This window comes from Actinospongiicola halichondriae (genome assembly GCF_049103745.1).
GTDB lineage: Bacteria > Actinomycetota > Acidimicrobiia > Acidimicrobiales > Salinilacustritrichaceae > Salinilacustrithrix > Salinilacustrithrix halichondriae.
Genome location: NZ_CP171622.1, coordinates 3377606 through 3397308 on the forward strand (window position 1 = coordinate 3377606; position 19703 = coordinate 3397308).

18 protein-coding genes, 1 tRNA gene and 2 pseudogenes are annotated in these 19703 nt (G+C 70.3%); 6 read left to right on the plus strand and 15 right to left on the minus strand.

All coding sequences use genetic code 11. The features are described 5' to 3' along the window. Nucleotides 1-42 precede the first annotated feature (42 nt). A complete protein-coding gene (locus tag AB8619_RS16695) occupies nt 43-1056 on the plus strand; it encodes an alpha/beta fold hydrolase (RefSeq protein ID WP_436793760.1) in 1014 nt (337 codons plus the stop codon). A gap of 7 nt (nt 1057-1063) precedes the next feature. Here the strand turns inward: AB8619_RS16695 and AB8619_RS16700 are convergent. Beyond that, nucleotides 1064-1711: pseudogene (locus tag AB8619_RS16700) on the minus strand (redox-sensing transcriptional repressor Rex); the annotation flags it as partial. 68 nt (nt 1712-1779) lie between these two features. Further along, a complete protein-coding gene (locus tag AB8619_RS16705; RefSeq protein ID WP_436793761.1) occupies nt 1780-3288 on the minus strand; it encodes a long-chain-fatty-acid--CoA ligase in 1509 nt (502 codons plus the stop codon). 163 nt (nt 3289-3451) lie between these two features. On the opposite strand from AB8619_RS16705, the pseudogene AB8619_RS16710 reads away from it, so the two are divergent. Together AB8619_RS16710 and AB8619_RS16715 are read left to right on the plus strand one after the other, a co-directional pair. Further along, nucleotides 3452-4351: pseudogene (locus tag AB8619_RS16710) on the plus strand (ABC transporter ATP-binding protein); the annotation flags it as partial. Next, nucleotides 4348-5157, plus strand: a complete 810-nt coding sequence (locus tag AB8619_RS16715) for an ABC transporter permease subunit (protein ID WP_436793762.1) — start codon at nt 4348-4350, stop codon at nt 5155-5157. The pseudogene AB8619_RS16710 and the gene AB8619_RS16715, both read left to right, overlap by 4 nt. A 113-nt stretch (nt 5158-5270) precedes the next feature. Here the strand turns inward: AB8619_RS16715 and AB8619_RS16720 are convergent, their stop codons facing one another. The 11 genes from AB8619_RS16720 to AB8619_RS16770 all read right to left on the minus strand — a co-directional run bounded on the left by AB8619_RS16720 (nt 5271) and on the right by AB8619_RS16770 (nt 12849). After that, nucleotides 5271-6164 carry an SAM hydrolase/SAM-dependent halogenase family protein gene (locus AB8619_RS16720; protein WP_436793763.1) on the minus strand — a complete coding sequence of 298 codons (894 nt, stop codon included), beginning with the start codon at nt 6162-6164 and terminating at the stop codon, nt 5271-5273. A gap of 20 nt (nt 6165-6184) precedes the next feature. Next, a complete protein-coding gene (locus AB8619_RS16725; protein WP_436793764.1) occupies nt 6185-6364 on the minus strand; it encodes a helix-turn-helix domain-containing protein in 180 nt (59 codons plus the stop codon). A gap of 99 nt (nt 6365-6463) precedes the next feature. Further along, a complete protein-coding gene (gene proC / locus AB8619_RS16730) occupies nt 6464-7267 on the minus strand; it encodes a pyrroline-5-carboxylate reductase (RefSeq protein ID WP_436793765.1) in 804 nt (267 codons plus the stop codon). A 10-nt stretch (nt 7268-7277) separates the two neighbouring features. Further along, on the minus strand, nt 7278-8456 hold the full coding sequence (locus AB8619_RS16735) for an MFS transporter (protein ID WP_436793766.1): 1179 nt from the start codon (nt 8454-8456) through the stop codon (nt 7278-7280). A 107-nt stretch (nt 8457-8563) separates the two neighbouring features. Then, nucleotides 8564-9031 carry a YbjN domain-containing protein gene (locus tag AB8619_RS16740; protein WP_436793767.1) on the minus strand — a complete coding sequence of 156 codons (468 nt, stop codon included), beginning with the start codon at nt 9029-9031 and terminating at the stop codon, nt 8564-8566. A gap of 21 nt (nt 9032-9052) precedes the next feature. Further along, complete coding sequence (locus AB8619_RS16745; RefSeq protein ID WP_436793768.1) at nt 9053-10273, minus strand: glycosyltransferase; 1221 nt, start codon at nt 10271-10273, stop codon at nt 9053-9055. A 7-nt stretch (nt 10274-10280) separates the two neighbouring features. Further along, complete coding sequence (locus AB8619_RS16750) at nt 10281-10709, minus strand: helix-turn-helix domain-containing protein (RefSeq protein ID WP_436793769.1); 429 nt, start codon at nt 10707-10709, stop codon at nt 10281-10283. A 6-nt stretch (nt 10710-10715) separates the two neighbouring features. Continuing rightward, nucleotides 10716-11099 (minus strand): response regulator transcription factor, encoded by a 384-nt coding sequence (locus AB8619_RS16755; protein WP_436793770.1) that lies wholly within the window; start codon nt 11097-11099, stop codon nt 10716-10718. 58 nt (nt 11100-11157) lie between these two features. Continuing rightward, a complete protein-coding gene (locus AB8619_RS16760; RefSeq protein WP_436793771.1) occupies nt 11158-11691 on the minus strand; it encodes an RsiG family protein in 534 nt (177 codons plus the stop codon). An 85-nt stretch (nt 11692-11776) separates the two neighbouring features. Further along, nucleotides 11777-12607, minus strand: coding sequence for a hypothetical protein (locus AB8619_RS16765; protein ID WP_436793772.1), 831 nt, complete (start codon nt 12605-12607; stop codon nt 11777-11779). Between the two features lie 2 nt (nt 12608-12609). Beyond that, nucleotides 12610-12849, minus strand: a complete 240-nt coding sequence (locus AB8619_RS16770; RefSeq protein WP_436793773.1) for a MoaD/ThiS family protein — start codon at nt 12847-12849, stop codon at nt 12610-12612. 72 nt (nt 12850-12921) lie between these two features. Between AB8619_RS16770 and AB8619_RS16775 the strand changes: the two genes are divergently transcribed. Together AB8619_RS16775 and AB8619_RS16780 are read left to right on the plus strand one after the other, a co-directional pair. Then, nucleotides 12922-13521: a histidine phosphatase family protein gene (locus AB8619_RS16775; protein WP_436793774.1), complete on the plus strand. Its 600-nt coding sequence runs from the start codon at nt 12922-12924 to the stop codon at nt 13519-13521. 38 nt (nt 13522-13559) lie between these two features. Then, nucleotides 13560-13632: transfer RNA gene (locus AB8619_RS16780), tRNA-Lys, on the plus strand. A gap of 19 nt (nt 13633-13651) precedes the next feature. On the opposite strand, the gene AB8619_RS16785 is transcribed toward AB8619_RS16780, so the two are convergent. Continuing rightward, nucleotides 13652-14191: an acyltransferase gene (locus AB8619_RS16785; RefSeq protein WP_436793775.1), complete on the minus strand. Its 540-nt coding sequence runs from the start codon at nt 14189-14191 to the stop codon at nt 13652-13654. Nucleotides 14192-14291: 100 nt separating this feature from the next. Between AB8619_RS16785 and AB8619_RS16790 the strand changes: the two genes are divergently transcribed. Next, nucleotides 14292-17231: an AMP-binding protein gene (locus AB8619_RS16790; protein WP_436793776.1), complete on the plus strand. Its 2940-nt coding sequence runs from the start codon at nt 14292-14294 to the stop codon at nt 17229-17231. Nucleotides 17232-17315: 84 nt separating this feature from the next. On the opposite strand, the gene AB8619_RS16795 is transcribed toward AB8619_RS16790, so the two are convergent. Further along, nucleotides 17316-19634: an arylsulfatase gene (locus AB8619_RS16795; RefSeq protein WP_436793777.1), complete on the minus strand. Its 2319-nt coding sequence runs from the start codon at nt 19632-19634 to the stop codon at nt 17316-17318. Nucleotides 19635-19703 lie beyond the last annotated feature (69 nt).

Here is a 19703-nt window from a genome sequence, read left to right on the forward strand (position 1 = left end):
GGCGGGGAGGAGCGCCGGGCCCCGGCGTCGAACCTCGAGGGCATGCTCCGCCGTTCCGTCGTCGCCGCCGTCGTCCTCTCACTGCTGACCGTCGGCGTCGGCATCGCCCGGGCCGACAGCGCTCCGGACTACGCACCGGTCGACGCCCCCGGCCCCGAACTCGCCGTCCCGCGAGCCGACCTGGACGCATCGCTGCGGTGCCCCGCCGCACTGGCCGACGTCGACCGCGAGGTCGTGTTGATGATCCCCGGCACCACCGTCGACCCCGACGAGTCGTTCTCGTGGAACTACGCGAAGGCACTCACCGCCGAGGGCATCCCCCACTGCACCGTCCAGTTGCCGAACCACACCGACGGCGACATCCAGGTGGCGGCCGAGTACGTGGTCGACGCGGTCCGCACCATCCATGCGGCCACCGGCCGCGAGGTCATCCTGTTCGGGTGGAGCCAGGGCGCCTCGACCCTCCCCCGCTGGGCGCTGCGCTTCTGGCCCGACATCCGGCCGATGGTCGCGTCGCTCGTCGGACTGGCCCCGCTGAACAACAAGGGCACGCTGGTGTCGAACGGCCCGTGCCTCGTCGGCTCGTGCGTTCCCGCCGCCTGGCAGCAGTCGGTCGGGTCGGACTTCATGGCCGCCCTCAACTCCGGCCAGCAGACCTTCGACGACATCGCCTACACCGTCATCTACTCGCGATTCGACGAGGTCGTCACGCCCAACCTCGACGGCTCGCGCTCGGTGCTCCCCGAGGGGCCGAACGTCACCAACGTCGCGATCCAGGACCTGTGCGCCGCCGACCTGTCGGAACACCTGACGATCATCGCCTCACCGACCGCCTACGCCGTCGCGCTCGACGCGTTCACCCATCCCGGCGAGGCCGCCGATCTCGACCGGGTCGTGGTGCCCGAGCCCTGTCTCCCGGGCACGATGCCCGGTGTCACGCCGGCCGACTTCGCCACCCAGGAACTCCGGATCGGCCTCAACGTCGGGCCGCACCTGCTGACCGGTCGGGTGCCGGCAGAACCACCGCTCGCCTGTTACGTGACCGCGAGCTGCTGAGCGATCAGCCCTCGCGGCGCTGTTGGTAGAAGCTGAGGATCTGCATCTCGACCGCGAGGTCGACCTTGCGGAGCGACACGCCCTCGGGCACGTTCACGACCGTCGGGGCGAAGTTGAGGATCGACGTCACGCCGGCCTCGATCAGGTCGTCGGCGACGGGCTGCGCAGCGGCGGCCGGCGTCGTGATGACCCCGATGCCGATCTGGTGCTCGCGGACCACGTCGCCGAGCGAGGACGCCGGCTGGACGATCAGCCCGCCGTACTCGGTCCCGACGACCGCAGGGTCGGCGTCGACGAGGGCCGCCACCGGGTAGCCACGGTCGCCGAAGCCGCCGTAGTTGGCGAGCGCCGCGCCCAGGTTGCCGATCCCGACGATGACGACCGGCCAGTCGTGGGTGAGCCCCAGCGCCCGGCGCATCTGGTTCTGGAGGTACTCGACGTCGTAGCCCACGCCGCGGGTTCCGTAGCTGCCCAGGTACGAGAGGTCCTTGCGCACCTTGGCCGCGTTGACGCCGGCCGAATCGGCGAGCTGCTCAGAGCTGACCGTGAGCGTGTCGGCCCCGAGTTCGAGCAGGCTGCGCAGGTAGATCGGCAGACGGGCGACCGTGGCGTCGGGGATTCGCTTCCCCGGGTCCTTGTCCGCACCATCGGTCATCGCCGATGAGGGTACCGGCGCTCGCGCGATCGATCACAAAGTGCGCGCCGCGGGCAACGCGCGCGGGGTCAGCGGGTGGTACGGAGCTCCCGCTTGAGCACCTTGCCGCCCAGACCCTGGGGGATCTCGTCGACGAAGATGATCTTCTGCGGGCACTTGTACCGGGCGAGTCGCTGTTCGCAGAAGGCGATGACGTCGTCCTCCTCGACCGCCGCGCCGTCCTCGACCACGACGAAGGCCTTGACGGCCTCTCCGGAGTGGGGATGCTGCACGCCGACCACGGCCGCCTGGGCGATCCCGGGGTGATCGGACAGCACGGACTCGACCTCGCCCGGATACACGTTGAACCCCGAGACGATGATCAGGTCCTTCATCCGGTCGACGAGGAAGAGGAACCCCGAGTCGTCGACGACCGCCAGGTCACCGGTCTTGAGCCAGCCGTCGGCGGTCAATGCGTTGGCGGTGGCGTCGGGGTCCTGCCAGTACCCCTTGAAGACGTTGGGCCCCTGGACGCGGATCTCGCCGGCGTCGCCCACGAGCACGTCCTGGCCGTCGGCATCGATCAGACGGATGCGGACGCCGGGCAGCGGAGCGCCGATGCTCCCGGGCGGGGCCGGGATGCCGGTCGAGTTGGTGACGACCGGCGAGGCCTCCGTGAGTCCGTAGCCCTCGGAGATCTCGATGCCGAAGCGTTCGCGCACGGTGGTGCGGACCGAGTCGTCGAGGCGGGCGGCACCCGACCCGGCGATGCGGATGGTCGAGAACGCGTCGGCGTCGGCGCCCGGGAGGTGTGCCCATCCCGACCACATGGCCGGGGCCCCGGCGATGAGCGTCACGCGGTGCTTGGCGATCGCCTCGAGGGCCGACTCGGGGTCGAAACGCTCGATCGTGAGGATCGACCCACCGGAGTGGAGCGCGAGGCCGAGCACGACGTTGAGGCCGAAGATGTGGAAGAACGGGAGCACGCCGAGCGCCACGTCGTCCGCGGTCTGCGAACGGTGCGGCTGCGCCTGCATCTGCTCGAGGTTGGCGAGCAGGTTGCCGTGGCTGAGCATGGCGGCCTTCGGGAATCCCGCCGTACCGCTGGTGAACATGAGGACGGCGAGGTCGTCCGGGTCGCGATCGACGATCGGCGCCGGCTCGGACTCGAGGAGCTCGTCGAGATCGACCGATCCGGCGACATCGGTGTCCTCGCCCGACGCGCGGACGACCAGGCGCAGCGACGGGACCTGGACCCGGTCGATGTCGGAGAACGACCGACGACCGGTCGGGCCGACGATGACGGCCGAGGCCTCGATGCTCGCCAGCTCGTGGACCAGCTCGGGTCCGGGGCTCGACGGGTTGAGCGGCACCGCCACGGCACCGACGCCGAGCACGGCCAGGTAGCTGGCCACGAAGTACCAGTTGTTCGCCGCGATGATCGCCACGTGGTCGCCAGGCTCCACGCCATGGGCCACCAGACCACCGCGCAGGCGGCCCACCTGGTCGCGCAACTCGCCGTAGGTGGTCGAACGACCCCGGGAGATCAGGGCGACGGCGTCAGCGGGATGGTCGGCGCAGATGGCGGCGAGGTTCAAACGGGCTCTCCAGTGGGTTCCCCGGGCACGGACGCGCACAGTTGAGCACGAACCCGCCGTCGGGCGCAGATGCTGGACACGGCACACTGGTGCGGTGCACGAGTCCACCCGCGAGCGCGGGATCATCACCGACGGCTTGAGCCGGCGGTTCCCCGGCGGCGTCGGCCTCGACTCCTTGACCATCGACGTGGCCCCCGGTGAGGTGCTCGCCCTGCTCGGTCCCAACGGCGCCGGCAAGACCACCACCGTGCGGCTGCTCAACGGCGTCCTCACCCCCGATGCGGGCTCGGCCACGGTCCTCGGCCTCGACCCGAGGACCCAGGGTGACGAGCTGCGCTCGCGGACCGGGGTCTTGACCGAGCACGCCGGCCTCGACGATCGCCTGTCCGCCCGCGAGAACCTCCGCTACGCCGCGATGGTGCGCCGGCTGGTCGGGCCGGCGACCGAGAAGCGGATCGACGAACTGCTCGAACGGTTCGGCATGGCCGACCGGGCCGATCAACTGGTCCGGGGCGCCTCGACCGGGCAGCGCAAGCGACTCGGACTGGCGCGGGCGCTCCTGCACGACCCCGAGGTGCTGTTCCTCGACGAGCCGACCTCGGGCCTCGACCCGTCGGCGACCCGCGACGTCGTCGACCTCATCGGCTCCCTCGCCTCGGAGCACGGCCGGACCATCGTGTTGGCCACCCACTTCCTCGGTGAGGCCGGTCGACTCGCCGATCGCATGGCCGTGCTCGACCGCGGGACGTTGGTGGCGTTCGGTCGACCGAGCGACCTGGCCGCCGAGCTCTGGGACGGCCTGGACTGCGAGCTCGACCTCGGCGGGACGGCGCCGGCGGCTGCGCTGGCCGCGGCGAACGGCGTCGTCGGAGTACGGAGCTCCCATGCGAACGCCCGCGGCGCGGTCGTGCGGGTGTCGGACCGCGACGTCGTCCCCGCAGTGGTCCGAGCACTCGTCGCCGTGGGCATCGACGTGTACGCGGCCGTCCCCCGACCACCGACGCTCGAGGACGTGTACTTCGAGATCGAAGCCCGTCGAGCAACCGAGAAGGCAGGCGCATGAGCACCGACTGGATCGCCGTCCGCAGCGTCGTGGCCAAGGACCTGCGTGCCGTCCGACGGTCGAAGTCGGTGGTCATCCCGATGCTCGCCGTCCCCGTGCTGCTCATGATCATCCTGCCTGCGGCCATCGGCCTCTCGGCACGGGCGACCGAAGGGGTGGGCGTCGACCGACTGCTGTCGTCGGTTCCCGGTGACCTGGCGCGACCCATCCTCGAACTGCCCGAACGCGAGCAGCTGATCGTGCTCGTCAACGGCTATCTGCTCGCTCCGTTGTTCTTGATCGTGCCGCTGATGGTCTCGGCAGTGCTCGCTGCCGACGCCTTCGCCGGCGAGAAGGAGCGCAAGACGCTCGAGTCGCTGCTCCACTCGCCGATCCGCGACCGCGACCTCTTCATCGCCAAGTTCCTCACCGCGTTCCTCCCGGCCGTCGCCGTGTCGTGGATCGGGTTCGTCGCGTTCGCGATCGTGACCAACACGATCGCGTGGCCGGTGATGCACCGGGTGTTCGTGCCCACCCGACTGTGGATGGTGATGATCCTGTGGGTCGCCCCTGCCGTCGCGACCCTCGGCCTGTCGGTCATGGTCCGGGTCTCGGCCCGCACCGGTACGTCACAGGAGGCCAACCAGCTCGGTGGCGCCGTGATCCTCCCGCTGATCTTCCTGGCCGTCGGCCAGTCGACCGGACTGCTGCTGGTCGACGTACCGATCGCGCTGGCGATCGGCGCGGTGATCTGGATCGTGGCGCTGTTCCTGCTGCGCGGCGGCGTCAAGCGGTTCACCCGCGACGCCCTCGTCGCCCAGATCTGACGGGCCGGTCTGACGGGGCGGTCTGACCGGTCAGGTCATCAAGACCAGCTGGACGAAGGCGGCGCCGATGATCATCAGCAACAAGATGCCGAGGAGGATGGTGGTTCCGGGCCTCATGAATCGTCTCCTCGTCGGGCGCCGAGTTCGACGCTGGTCGTGACACCCGGGGTCGGCTGGTCGTCCTGGTCGAGACGGCGGAGACGGATCTCCGTGCCGGTCCGGGCACCGAGCTCGACCTCGGCCGACCGACGGTCGAGCGCGATGGCGAGCACGCCGTAGCTGTCGATCAGCAGACCGATCTGACCGTCGGCGATGCCGGCGAAGTTGTCGGCCCGGCGGAGCAGACGCCATTCGTCATCGCTCTGGTCGGCACCGATCTGCGCCTGGAGCGTGTCGCCCCAGCCGTCGAGGTCGTCGGGGTCGAGGTTGAGCTGGCAGTTGCCGAAGTGATCGACCCACATGACCTCGGCCACGAGATCGCCGTCGTCCTCGCGGGCGACCGGCAGGATCCCCGGCGTCAGCGAGTTGGGATCGACGATCTCGCCCATGTCGCCCAGGTCGGCACCCATGCACAGTGCGCCGGCGACCGGTGCGAACACGTCGCGCCCGTCGAACGTCGGGCCGGGAGCGGGGAGGTGGTACTCGGTGTTGGTGAGGCTCACGGCACGGGTCGCGCCGCCGACCATCGCCACCGCGGGGGCCAGCAGTCCGTTGTCCGGTCCGAGCAGGACCGACTGGCCGTCGCCGACCTCGATGGCCAGCGCCCGACGAGCCGTTCCGACACCAGGGTCGACGACGGCGAGCACGACGCCAGGGCACAGGTACTGGGCACTGCGGGCGAGCGTCAGTCCACCGGCCCGCACGTCGTGGCGGGGGACGTCGTGGCTGATGTCGACGATGCCGACGCCCGGAGCCGTCGAACGGATGAGCGAGTGCACCACGCCCACGAACTCATCGGTCCGCCCGTAGTCGGACAGGAACGAGACGGTGTCGTAACGCAGGTTCACGCCCCCGACGCTACGCCGTCCTAACCCGCTTCCGTGAAGCGGTCGGCCACGTAGCCGTCGAAGTCCTCGGCGCTGATCCGGTACGACTTGCCGATGCGCAGTGCGCGCAGCTCGCCCGACTTGATGAGTCGGTAGACGGTCATGTCGGACACACGCAGTGATTCCGCGACCTCACGAGGCGTGAGGAACGTATGAGCCATGGAACACCCCTTCTCTCTCCGGGGCGGACTGTACGACACCGTGGCCGCTGAGGCCACTAGCACCTCGAGTGGCTGATGTGGTGGATGGTGCAGGAGTGACTAGCTCAACTCGATGGAGCGGTCGCGTGCGGCGATGACGGCATCGATCAGCGCCGACCGCACCGCCCGCTGCTCGAGCACCCGCAGTCCCGCGGCCGTGGTGCCGCCGGGGCTGGTGACCTGGGCCCGGAGTTCTCCCGGCGACTTGTCGCCGGCCAGGTAGAGGCTGGCGGCCCCGAGCAGCGTCTGTCCGGCGAGCGACTCGGCCGTCTCCCGAGGGAGACCCGCGGCCACACCGCCTTCGATCAGCGCGTCGAGCACCACGAACACGTAGGCCGGCCCCGACCCCGACAGCCCGGTGACCGCGTCGAGCAGGTGCTCGGGGACGCGTGCGACCGACCCGACGGCGCCGAGGATCGCCTCGGCCCAGTCGACGTCGGCCTCGGAGGCGTTCGCCCCGGGCGCGATCGCCGCGGCGCCCTGCCCGACCAGGGCGGGCGTGTTGGGCATGGCCCGCACCACCGGCGTGCCCGCGGGGAGGGCGTCCTCGATCGTCGCGATGGTCACGCCGGCGGCGATCGAGAGCACGCGTCCCCCGTCGGCAGCGGCGACCGCCCCACACACGTCGACGATCTGGTGGGGTTTGACGGCCAGCACCGTTCCCGCGGCGGGACCCGGCGCGTCGGCGACCTCGATCGACGGATGCGCAGACCGCAGTTCATCGGCGCGGGCGGCCAGCGCCTCGACGACCCGGATCCGCCGCGAGGGATCGGCGGCCAGCAACCCCGACAACAGGGCCTCGCCCATGCGCCCGCCCCCCACGATCTGGACGTCGACGGGTGTGCTTGCGGACGCTTCGCTCATCGCGGGGACGTTACCGACCGCCGATCGCCGCCGGATCGGCGGTTCGTCCGATCGGACCGAAGACCTGCGCGAGCAACAGCACCACGGCCAGCGCCGAGGCCAGCACGAACACCCCCGTCGTCGTGGTGAACGTCAAGACGCCGGCCACCAGGAGCGGGCCGAGGGTCTGGCCGAGACGGGCCGCGCCGACCCAGACGGCGAACACCGCTCCGCGCTGCTCCGGCGGCGCCGCTTCGGCCACAGCGTCCTGGAGCGACGGGATGAACACGCCCTCGCCGATCCCGTAGATGACGCCCGCGAGGACGATGCCTGACAGGACGCCCGAGGCGGCGATGCCGGCGAAGGCCACGACGTAGGTGCACCCGGCGATCACCAGGAGCACCTTGAGCGGGTAGCGCTCGCGGATGCGTCCGAGGTTGAAGGCGATGAGGCACGACGACAACGCGGGCACGGCGATCATCGCCCCACGGGCTGCGGCTCCCAGACCGAACTCCTGCTCGAGGTGCACGGGGAAGGCGGTGAGGAAGCCACCGAAGATCATCACGAACACCAGGACGCCGGATCCCAACGTGGCGAGCACCACCGGGTTCCGCAGCGCCACCCGAGCGCCGCGCAGCTGGTCGCCCATCGACGACGCGGCGTCCGGACGGTCCTCGGGCAGCAGTCGCCAGACCGAGGCCGCCGCCGGGAGTCCGACCGCATAGAGCAGCAACGACGCCCGCCACCCGGCCAGGTCGGCGATCACGCCGCCGACCGGAGGCGCCACGGCGAGGCCGAGGGTCAGGACGGCAGCGTTGCGCCCGATGAGCGCTGTTCGTTCGACGCCGTCCCAGTGGTCGCTGATGAGGACGACGGCCAGGTTGATCAGCCCTGCGGTGCCGAACCCCTGGAGGAGCCGGGCCACCACCAGCAACTCGAACGTGGGCGCCGCGGCCGCACAGAGGCCGAAGACCGAGAACGCGAGGAGGCACGGCGTCAGCACGTTGCGCCGTCCGAAGCGGTCGGCGGCGAGGCCGATCGCCGGTGCCACCACGATCCCGGGCAGCGACCCGGCGGCGACGATCAGTCCGGCGCTCGAGTCCGACCGGCCGAAGTCGGCGACGATGTCGGGGAGCGACGGCCCGATCAGGGTGTTGTTGAGGATGCCGGTGATGGTGATGCCGAAGATCAGCAGCTTCGGCGGCCTCATGGCGCGAAGGCGGGCCGGCGCCCGTCCGGCTTCCCCGACCAGATCATGCGCCGACCCGCATCGTCAGAATGACATGAAAGGACATGAAACGTCAACGGTCGATGGCGTCAGTCGCCGGCGAATCGACTGGCGAAGCCGATGCGCAGCGCCGGCCGGAAGAACTGCTCGACCCACACGTAGAGCGAGCCCAGGATCCGGTCGAGTTCGCCCTCGTCGACGGCGTCGTTGGGGAGCGACCCGGAGAGGAAGATCGCCTCCTCGTCCCCGATCCCGAACGCCGCACCCATCAACTGCGTGTTGCGCCGCAGGAGGTGGGCGTAGAACGCCTCGTGGTTCTCCTCCGGCGCCGGCATCACATAGGTCTCGTAGTGGAGCGTCCGTTGGCGCAGGTGCAGCCAGATCGAGAAGACGTCCTTCTCCTCGCCGGTGACGCGCACGAACCAGCGCAGCACGTCGGGGTCGGCGTCACGTTCGGTGGCGACGACGACCGGGTTCTCGGCCAACTGCTCGGCGAGCCAGTCCTCGATGGTGGCGACGAGGGCTTCGAGTTCTTCCGGGCTGGACGTGTGTTGCACGGGTCCAGTCTGGACGAGCGGTCAGGCCGCGCGGCAGAGGACGAGCGAGCGAGCGGCGACGTCGTCGTAGACCCGCCGCAGCCGGGCCGCCGTGGTCGACCACGTGTAGTCGCGTGCGACGCGCACGCCGCCGGCGGCGAGGTGCGCCGCCAGATCGGCGTCGGCGAGGATGGCGTCGGCCCGGGTGGCGAAGCAGTCGGCGTCGCGGCCGTCGACCAGGAAGCCCGACGACCCGTGGCGCACCAGCGTGCGGAGGCCGCCCACTTCGGTCGCCACCACCGGGGTGCCGCACGCCGCGGCCTCGAGGGCGACGAGGCCGAAGCTCTCCGACCGGCTGGGGACCAGCACGAGGTCGGCGGCCCGGTAGAAGGTCGACAGCAGATGATGGGGCTGCGCGGCGACGAAGCGGATCCGGTCGAGCACCCCGAGTTCGCGGGCGAGTGCGGTGACCTCGGCGAGGTGTGCATCTCCCGCAGGTCCGCTGGTGCCGCCGACGGCGACGAGCACGGCGTCGGAGCGCTCCATGGCGGCGAGTGCCCGGACGGCGACGTCGAGGCCCTTCAGGGGCTGGATCCGGCCGACGAAGAGGAGGACCGGATGGTCACCGAGGTCGAGGTCGAGCGCGAAGCGTGCGCCGGCTCGGTCGCCAGGACTGAAGAAGGCGTGGTCGACACCGGGAGGCACGATCTCGATCCGGGTGGCGTCGGCGTCGTAGTGCTCGACCAACTCCTGTGCCTCGGCCGGGGCGTTGGCGAGGATCGCGTCGGAACAGCCGATGATCTCGCGCTCGGCGCGGATCCGGTGTCCGGGCTCGACGTCGCCGGCGAGGGACTTCACGGCTCCCAGAGTGTGGAACGTCGAGACCAGCGGGAGATCGAGCTGGTGCTTGATCGTGTGGCCCGAGACGCCCGAGAGCCAGTAGTTGGCGTGGACCGCGTCGACCGGGTGGTCCTCGAGGTGACGGAGCACGCCGGTGGTGAAGTCGTCGACGACGTCGACCATGGACTCCTTGGGGAGGTCGGGCTCGCCGGCGTCGATGTGCACCACCCGGAACCCGGGTTCGATGTCCACGACGTCGGGGAGGTCGGCATGGTGCCGGCGTGTGTACACCTGACAGTCGACTCCGGCCTGGGCCAGGGCGCCCACGAGCTCGCGGACGTAGACGTTCATGCCGCCGCCGTCGCCGGAACCCGGCTGGACGAGCGGAGAGGTGTGGAGCGAGAGCACTCCGAGACGTTGCACGGCTCGGTCAACGCTCCGGATCGTCGGAAGATTCCGGATCTGGCGAATCCACCTCGTCGAGCGGTGCGCCGGCCTCGGCGCGGAACGACTGGTAGATGCGGATCAGGGCCTGCCGCTGATCGGCCGAGAGCGCGCTGTCGCGCCGGATCTCGCCCACCACGTCGACCATTCCCTCGCGCTCCTCGAGGATCCCGGCCCGCACGTACAGCGACTCGGCCGAGATCGACAGGGCACGAGCGATCTGTTGCAGGATCTCGGCCGACGGCTTCCGCAGGCCGCGCTCGATCTGGCTCAGGTAGGGGTTCGACACACCCGCGAGCTCGGCGAGCTTGCGCAGCGACAGGTGGGTCGTCCGCCGCTGATCGCGGATGAACGACCCCAGCTCACCCCAGCGGTCCGTGGCTCCGTCGTCGTCCGACGGATCGAGATCGGCCACCCCGGATCAGGACGCGGGTGCGAGCAGTTCCCGGGTCGCGTCGAGCAGGTCGACGGCCGAGAAGGGCTTGGTCATGAAGCGGTCGGCTCCCGCGTCCATGGCGGCGTCGCGGGTCTCGGCGTCGTCACGAGCGGTCAGCATCAACACCTTGGTCCGCCCGTGCGGGATCTGGCGGCAGACCTCGATGCCGTCGATCCCCGGCATCATCACGTCGAGCACCACGAGCTGGGGACCGCGTGGACCGCCGACCGAGCGGAGCAGGGTCAGCGCTGCCGGCCCGTCGGACGCTTCGACCACCTGGTAGCCGTCGGCTTCGAGCACCGACCGGATCACCGAACGGACGTCGGGTTCGTCGTCGACGACGAGGATCGCTGGCGGCATCTCTTCCATGGCGCCCAAGTCAACCACCTGGCTTCCGGTTTTGCCTCGCCCGAACTGCGGAGCCGTCTCAGGTGAGCAGGCTGTCGACCGACGCCTCGCCGGACTTGTACCGACGGGTGAGCTCTTCCTCGAGCGCATCGATGCGATCGAAGAGCGTGCGTCGTAGGCCCGAGACCTTCTGCTCGAACTGCACGAGGGCGTGGCTCGCCGTCTCGAGTTCGGTGTCGGTGAGGCTGCCGGGCTCGCCGAGGCGAGAGTCCGAGATCACACCGTCGAGTTCGTACTGCAGTTCGTGGTCGACGACACCGGTTCCGAGGCTGGACGGGAGTCGCCCCATCCCCTCGCTCCGCGTGCTGCCGGCGAGCAGTTGGGGGAGGCGGGCGATCAGGTCTTCGAGGTCGTCACCGTCGCCGCCCTCGGTGCGTCGGGCCCGCTCGGCGGCCACCACGTCGAGGCGTCCCTGGACGAGGCGCCGCAGGAAGGACAGACCGGTCTCGATCTCCTTGCAGGTCGCACGCCGGGCACGCACCTGCTCCATCGGCAGTGCTGCCACGTCGCCGAGGTAGTCGTCGGCGAGGATGTCTTCGAGGGTCTCGGTCACGGTCACTCCTGCGGGACGCGGCGCGTCAGGCGCAGTTCGAACGGTATCGCATCGCCGGGACGGGCGGACACCGAACGGGCTCGGGTCAGCTGACGAACGCGTCGATCGCGAAGTACCAGACCGGCGCGGCGAGGAGCAGCGAATCGACCCGACGCAGCGCGGGAGCGAAGGCACGGGAGTGCGGGAGCATCGCCGTCGCGAGGTACTGGCCGGCCAGCGCGAGCGGCGCGACCAGCAGCCCGAAGATCATCGCCTCGCCGACGTCGAAGGGCGGGAAGCCACCGGCAGCGATCGCCATCGACATGACGAGGACGGCCGCTGCGCCGGCGAGTGGACCCTCGACGTTGTTGGCCGCGCCCGAGCCGACGAGGAAGTCGCCGGACTCGTAGGCCGAGACGAGGAACACGATGGCCACGGCAGCCCAGATCTCGCGCTCGGCCAACAGGACCAACGATCCACCGGCCACCGCCGTGGGCAGCGCGCACTGCAGCACCAGCCCCACGTTGCCCATCGAGATGCTCGGGCTGGCATCGTCGCCCTCACCCTGCCGGAGCGAGACGGCCACGGCGAGCGCCGCGAGCGCGAGCACGCCGAGACCCATCAGGCGGGGGCCGAAGCCGGCGAGCGCGACGACGACCGCCGTGCCACCCAGGGCCCAGGTGGGGTCGACCTCGCGTCCACGGGCACGCCAGGTGCGCAGCGCCTGCGCCGAAGCGGCCGCGAACGCGATCCCGAAGTAGGCGACGACGCCGATGAACCCGACCATGAACGCGACGACCGCTCCGGCGAACCACAGGATCCCGAGCCGGACCCGCGGACCGTCGATGTCGTAGTGGACGCGCCACCGGCTCCCGGAGCGCTCGCGCAGCTTCGCCTGCCGGGCCGCGGCCTTCTTGGACTTCGCCGTGGTGGCCATGGTCAGGCGCCGCCCGAGACGGGAGGGAGGACCGCGACCTCGTCGTCGGGTCCGACCACGTCGGCGCGCTCGGCCGGCTCCCCGTTGACCCACACCTTGCAGGTCGGGAGCAGGTCGGAGAACGCCGGACCGAACCGAGCGACGGCGGCGTCGAGGACCGCGCCCACCGTCGATTCGTCGATGATGTCGCGGTCGGTCCCAGCGGCCTCGCGCGCACCGGCGAAGAGTCGGAGGCTCGGCATCGGCCGAAATCGTACCGAGGCGGGAGGAAGGGCCCCCACCCGCGGCCACCGACGGCGATACCGTCGTCGGCCGTGACCGCTCGCATCCTCGTCATCCGCCACGGCCAGTCGACGTGGAACGCCGACGGCCGGTGGCAGGGAACCGAGGATCCGCCGCTGTCGACACTCGGGGTCCGCCAGGCCCACATGGCCGCCGCAGCGCTGGGGACCTTCGACCTCGTGGCCGCCTCGAACCTCGAGCGAGCCTCGGTCACCGCGACGATCATCGCCAACGAGTCGGGCATCGGCCCGGTCGTGACCGACCCCGACCTCGCCGAGCGGTTCGCCGGCGACTTTCAGGGCCTGACCCGCGTCGAGATCGAAGAACGGTTCCCCGGGTTCCTCGCCGACGGGCGGCGACCGGCCAACTACGAGACCAACGAGTCGGTCGCCGAGCGAGCGGTGGGCGCGCTCGCCCGCATCGCCGCCGAGATCGGCGAGGACGGCACGGCCCTCGTCGTGTCACACGGCGGCGTGATCCACACCCTCGAGGAGATCGCCGGCGTCTCGCGCGAGAGTCGCCTCGCCAACCTGGGCGGACGCTGGTTCGAGGTCGGCCCGTCGGTGTTCCGCGCCGGCGAGGACGTGCTCCTCGTCGATGCCGACGCGGTGACCGTGCCCGGTCAGATCTGACGGCGAGCGTTCACTCGATAGCGTGACCGATCGCCCGAGGGGGTGTAGCTCAGTTGGCAGAGCAGCGGCCTTTTAAGCCGAAGCGCGCGGGTTCGAGCCCCGCCGCCCCCACGTGTCGGCCTCGCCGACGTCAGGCCGGGCCGCGCGGCTGGCTCCAATGCCACTGCTCGCCGTCGTGTTGGCGCACGACCTGGGCCGGGTTGCCTGCCACCACCGTCCGGTCGGGGACGTCTTCGCGGACCACGGCGTTGGCGCCGACCACGGCGTTCTCCCCGATGCGGACGTTGCCGACGATGACGGCCCCGATGCCGATCCACGCACCCCGGCAGATCTCCACCCGACGGCCGTCGCGCAGGCCCTGCCGCTTGATGGGCACGGTGACGTCGTCGTAGACGTGGTTCGTGTCGGAGATGTAGACGCGGTCGGCGATCATCGCCTCCTCGCCGATCACGACCTCGCCCACCGCAGTGATGCGCGTGAAGTGTCCGATGTAGGCCCCGTCCTCGATCCGGACGGTGACGCCGCGCTCGGGCACCAGCGCCTCGATCACTGCGTAGGCGCCGATCTTGACGAACACCCCGACGTGGATGCCCTGGGGGTTGACGATCGAGGTCGTCGGTGTGCCGATCTCGCTGTACGGGCCGAACGACGCCCAGTCGGGTGCTTCCACCCCGGCATTGTCCCTGATCGACGGGTCCCCGGTCGGGGACCGCCGCGACGGCGACGGGTAGCCTCGCTCCCGCTGAGGGAAACAACATGAGGACGCCGCCGTGGATCTCGCCCCGCGAGGACTGACCCGATCGATCGTACGACTCGGTCAGGCCGCGCAGAACGCGCTCGAAGTCGCTCGCTTCGGCGGTCTCGAGACCGGCGAGCAGTCGACGCCCTACGAGGTCGTCTCGTCGCACCGCGTCTACCGACTCCGACGCTATGGCGACCCGGACGCCCACGCCGGCGGCGAGCGCCGTCCCCCCATCATCCTCGTCCCCCCGATGATGCTCTCGGCCGACGTGTACGACGTGTCGCCCCAGTCGAGCGCGGTCGGCCAACTCGCCGACGGCGGCCTCGACCCGTGGGTCGTCGACTTCGGCGCTCCCGAGAAGGAGGAAGGCGGACTCGAGCGGACGCTCACCGACCACGTCATCGCGCTCAGCGCCGCCATCGACGAGGTGATCGAGATCACCGGCGGCGACGTCCACCTGTCGGGCTACAGCCAGGGCGGCATGTTCTGTTACCAGGCCGCCGCCTACCGCCGAGGCAAGGGCCTCGCCAGCATCGTCACCTACGGCAGCCCGGTCGACACGCACAGCCAGGTCCCCTTCGGCCTCGACGACGAACTGCTCGTCAACGCCATCGACTTCGTGGCCGATCACATCCTCCCCAACGTGTCGGTGCCGGCGTGGGCCAGCAAGGCCGGCTTCCGGATGCTCGACCCCATCGGCACGGTGCGGAACCAGATCCAGTTCGCCGCCCAACTCCACGATCGCGACTCGCTGCTCCCCCGCGAGGGCCAACGGCGCTTCCTCATGGACGAGGGGTGGGTGGCATGGCCGGGTCCGGCACTGGCCGAGCTGGTCAAGCAGTTCATCGTGTCCAACCGCATGATCTCCGGCGGCTTCGTGATCGACGGCCGTCCGGTGACGCTCGCCGACATCGACTGTCCGATCCTGTGTTTCGTCGGGAGCAAGGACGAGATCGCACCCGAGGAGTCGGTCCTGGCCGTGGCCGGCGCCGCACCCGCCGCCGACGTGTACGAGACCCCGCTCGAGGCCGGGCACTTCGGTCTCGTCGTGGGGTCGCAGTCGGTCGAGGTCACGTGGCCGACCGTCATCGACTGGGCGTTCTGGCAGAGCAACGGCGGCACGCCCCCGGCCGGGGTCGAACGTCTCGATGCCGATCGGCCGTCCACGAACAGACCGAAGAGCGACCTGGAGCGATCCGTGAACCTCGCCGCCAACATCACCGCAGGCCTGGGTCGCGCGGTGACCACCGGCACCCGAGTCGGCCTGCGGGCCGCCCGGAACCTCGCCGTCGACAGCGTGGGCTCGCTCATGCGGCTGAACCGCATCGACCAGGTCAAGCCCACGTCTCGCATCTCCATCGCGTCGGTGATCGACGAGCAGGCACACGCCGCTCCCGACGACACCGTCTTCCTGTTCGAGGGCCGGGGGCACACCTACCGTGCGGCGAACGAACGCATCGACAACGTGGTCCGCGGCCTCATCAAGATCGGCGTGCGGCGGGGCTCGCACATCGGGGTGCTCATGGACACCCGTCCGAGCGCCCTCGGCGTGGTCGCGGCGCTCAACCGGATCGGCGCAGTCGCCGTGCTCCTGCGTCCCGACGGCTGGCTCGAGCGCGAGGTCGAGTTGGGGCGGGTCACCAGGATCGTCGCCGACCCCGAACACGGCAAGCAGGCGGCGGCCATCCAGAACATCCCGGTCCACATCCTCGGTGGCGGTGGCGGTCCCCGCGATCTCGGGTCCGCCGTGGACGACATGGAGGCCATCGATCCCGACGCCGTGCCGCTGCCGGGCTGGTACGAGCCCAACCCCGGCCGAGCGCAGGACCTGGCGTTCGTCCTCTTCACCGGCAACGCGAACAGCACCAGGGTCAACCGCATCTCGAACGGTCGGTGGGCATTGTCGGCCTTCGGCACCGCGGCGTCGGCGTCGCTGACGCGCTCCGACACCGTGTTGAGCCTCACGCCGATCCATCATCCGTCCGCGCTCCTGACCGGCATCGGGGCCGCGCTCGCCAGCCGAGCCCGGTTGGCGATGACCACGGGGTTCGAGGCCGAGACCTTCTGGTCCGAGGTCCGTCGCTACGGCGCGACCGCCGTCACCTACACGTGGACCATGGCCGCCGACATGCTCGAGGCGCCGGCGTCGGGCCGCGACATCCATCACCCCATCCGACTCTTCATCGGCTCCGGCATGCCGAAGAGCCTGTGGCAGCGGGTCGAGGACCGCTTCGCCCCGGCGAAGGTGCTCGAGTTCTACGCCTCCACCGAGGGCGACGCGGTCCTCGTCAACGTCCGGGGCGACAAGGTCGGCTCGATGGGCCGCCAACTGCCGGGCAGCGCCAAGTTGAAGATCGCCCGCTACGACATCGAGGCCGGCCGCCTCGTCGAGGGTCCCGACGGGTTCGCCGTCGAGTGCAACCCGGGCGAGGTCGGCATGCTGCTCGCCAAGCTGAGCGTCCGCGACGGCGCGTACCCCGACCGATCGCTCCGCGCGCTCTTCGAGGGCGGCGACGCCTGGCTCGCCACCGGCGACCTGTTCACGGTCGACGCCGACGGCGACCACTGGCTCGTCGGGGGTGTCCAGTCGCTGATCCGCACGCCACTCGGCGCCACACCACCGATCCCGGTGCAGGACGCCGTCGGCGCGCTCGACGCCGTGCACCTGAGCGTCGCGTACGGCGTCGAGGACAAGGACGGGATCGCGGTCATGGTCGCGGTCGAACTGCGCGACGGGGCGACGCTCACACCCGCCGCCCTGCGCGACGCCGTCGCCGGTCTCCCCCGACCCGACCGACCCAAGTACGTCCGGGTCGTCGACACCATCCCGCGCACCACCTGGTACCGGGTCAAGACCAGCGAACTGCGCGGCGAGGGCATCCCCACCGACGAGGACGTGTTCATCCTCAAGGACGACCGGGCGACCTACCGCAAGCGCAAGGCCCGCGCCCCCAGATCCCGCGCGTGAGCCCCTCCCCCTCCCCCTCCCCCAGAGCCGTTCTGGTGAACCATTGAGACCACCAGATGGCGCGATCGTTCACCAGAATGGGGGTCACTCGTAGGCGGCGCCCATCTCCCGGAGCATCTCGACGAGGTTGGCCGGCGCATCGGGAGCCGACTCGCCCGGCCGGTAGGTCGCCGACTCGATCGTCCCGGTGTAGGCGTACGAGCCGTGGGCCTCGAAGAGACGCCACGACACCGGCGAGCGTCGGTCGCTCCCGACGTCGATCCCCTCGAACGGCGCCATCGGGAACAGGACGCTCCAACCCGTCGCGGTGATGCCTTCGATCCTCGACCCGTCGATCGACAGCGCCACGTCCCAGACGTTGCCGCCCGGCGCCGTGAAGTGCGCGGTGACGCAGTGATCGCCCGGCGTCAACGCGAACGGGGGCGTCTCCGAGAACCGTCCACGACCGTCGTTGTGTCCGATGCGCACGGCGCCGCCCTCGATCCACACGAGATACCCGCCGCCCTGGTCGCCGTGCGCCACGAGGATCCCCTCGTCGCCCGGAGCGAACGAGCACCGGATCTCGAGGTCGAACGAGCGGATGAGCACGAGGCGCTGCGATCGCCAGCGTTCGAGGGTCGGTGAGCCCGGTCGGATCACCACGTCGCCGTCGAACGCCGCCTCGATCCATTCGGGACGATCGAGGAACTTGAGGCCGCTCCCCTCGTCGAGCGGGAAGACCTGGTTGTCCCACGCGGCCTGACGCCACGCCGCGCTCAGCTCGGCCACGAGGTCGGGCTCGTCCGCTGCCAGGTCGTGCAGTTCGGTCGGGTCGGAACGGAGGTCGTAGAGCTCGAACTCGTGGTCCCCGAACTCGGTGAGCGGCCGATGCAGCGACACGATCTCCATGCCGTCGCGGTAGAAGCCGCGGTGGCCGAGCATCTCGTAGTACTGCTCGGTGTGGTCGGAAGGAACGTCGGCGTCGTCGATGGTCGCGGCGAACGAACTTCCGGCCGGCGCCAGGAGCTCGGCGTCACCGCGATGGGTGGGCTGCTCGAGACCACACAGGTCGAGGAGCGTGGGCATCACGTCGGTCACGTGCAGGTACTGATCGCGGAGTTCGCCATCGCCTGCGAAACGGGACGGCCACGACAACATCGTCGAGACCTGATGGCCGCCGGCGTGGGTGTTGATCTTGTAGAGCCGGAACGGCGTGTTGCACGCCATCGCCCACCCACGCGGGTAGTGCGGGATCGTCGTGGGTCCGCCGATCTCGTCGACCCGTGCGAGGTCGGCGGCGGTGTCGGTCTCGCCCAGCAGGTGCACGTAGTACCCGGTGGTCCCCTCGACCTCGCCCTCACGGGACGCGCCGTTGTCCGAGGTGAAGAAGATGATCGTGTTGTCGAGTTGGTCGAGCGCCCGGAGCTCGTCGACGAGACGCCCGAAGTTCTGGTCGACGTTGTCGACCATCGCTGCGTACACCGCCATGTAGCGAGCGTTGATCAGCCGCTCCTCGTCGCTGAGGTCTTCCCATGCGACGACATCGGACCCCAGCTCGGTGTTGCGGGGCGCGCACTCGACGTCGGCGCCGACGATGCCCAACGCCTGCATCCGCTCGAAGCGCTCCTGTCGCAGGAGGTCCCACCCGCCGTGGTAGCGGTCGGCGTACCGGGCGATGTCTTCCGCCTTGGCCTGCAGGGGCGCGTGCACCGCGCCGTGGCTGAAGTACAGGAAGAACGGCTTGGCCGGGTTCGACGCCTTGGTCGATCGGATCATGTCGATGGCCCGGTCGGTGAGGTCGTCGGTGAAGTAGTAGCCCTCGGGATAGGTGTCGACCTCGACCGGGCTGTTGTCCTGGACCAGCCGGTGCGGATGGTGGAAGTTCGTGAACCCGTCGAGGATCCCGTAGAAGCGATCGAACCCCTTCTGGCACGGCCACGAGTTCCGGGGACCGGCGTCGGAGCAGTTCGAATCCTTCGTGAGATGCCACTTCCCGACCATCAGGGTGTCCCAGCCGTTGTCGCGGAACACCTCGGCGGCCGTGGCCGCTCGGTCGGTCAGCTCCATGGCGTAGCCGGGATACCCGGGGTCGGAGTGGGCGACGTGGCCCACCCCGGCCAGGTGCGAGTTGAGGCCGGTCAACAGCGCGGCGCGTGTGGGCGAGCACATCGGCGTGACGTGGAAGTTGGTGTAGCGAAGACCCCGCTCGGCGAGCGCGTCGAGGTTCGGTGTGGCGATCTCCGACCCGAAGCAGCCGAGGTCGGAGTAGCCCAGGTCGTCGACGAGCATCACGATGACGTTGGGGGCGCCGGCGGGCGCGATCGGCGGCGACTGGTGGTCGGGCTCCGAGCCGGCGACGGTCCGCCCGACCCGCCCTCCGAACCCCTCGTACGCCCGACTCCCCGGACTCACCTGCCCCTCCACCGGCGTCACCCTTCCACCGCCCCACGATTCGTTCTGGTGACCACACGACACCACGAGGTGTCACGAGCG

Excerpts from the sequence above, each read along its gene's own strand:
- AB8619_RS16695 (WP_436793760.1), top strand. The coding sequence starts at position 43 with ATGCTCCGCCGTTCCGTCGTCGCCGCCGTCGTCCTCTCACTGCTGACC.
- AB8619_RS16715 (WP_436793762.1), top strand. The coding sequence starts at position 4,348 with ATGAGCACCGACTGGATCGCCGTCCGCAGCGTCGTGGCCAAGGACCTG.
- AB8619_RS16725 (WP_436793764.1), bottom strand. The coding sequence starts at position 6,364 with ATGGCTCATACGTTCCTCACGCCTCGTGAGGTCGCGGAATCACTGCGT.
- proC (WP_436793765.1), bottom strand. The coding sequence starts at position 7,267 with ATGAGCGAAGCGTCCGCAAGCACACCCGTCGACGTCCAGATCGTGGGG.
- AB8619_RS16735 (WP_436793766.1), bottom strand. The coding sequence starts at position 8,456 with ATGAGGCCGCCGAAGCTGCTGATCTTCGGCATCACCATCACCGGCATC.
- AB8619_RS16755 (WP_436793770.1), bottom strand. The coding sequence starts at position 11,099 with ATGGAAGAGATGCCGCCAGCGATCCTCGTCGTCGACGACGAACCCGAC.
- AB8619_RS16765 (WP_436793772.1), bottom strand. The coding sequence starts at position 12,607 with ATGGCCACCACGGCGAAGTCCAAGAAGGCCGCGGCCCGGCAGGCGAAG.
- AB8619_RS16770 (WP_436793773.1), bottom strand. The coding sequence starts at position 12,849 with ATGCCGAGCCTCCGACTCTTCGCCGGTGCGCGCGAGGCCGCTGGGACC.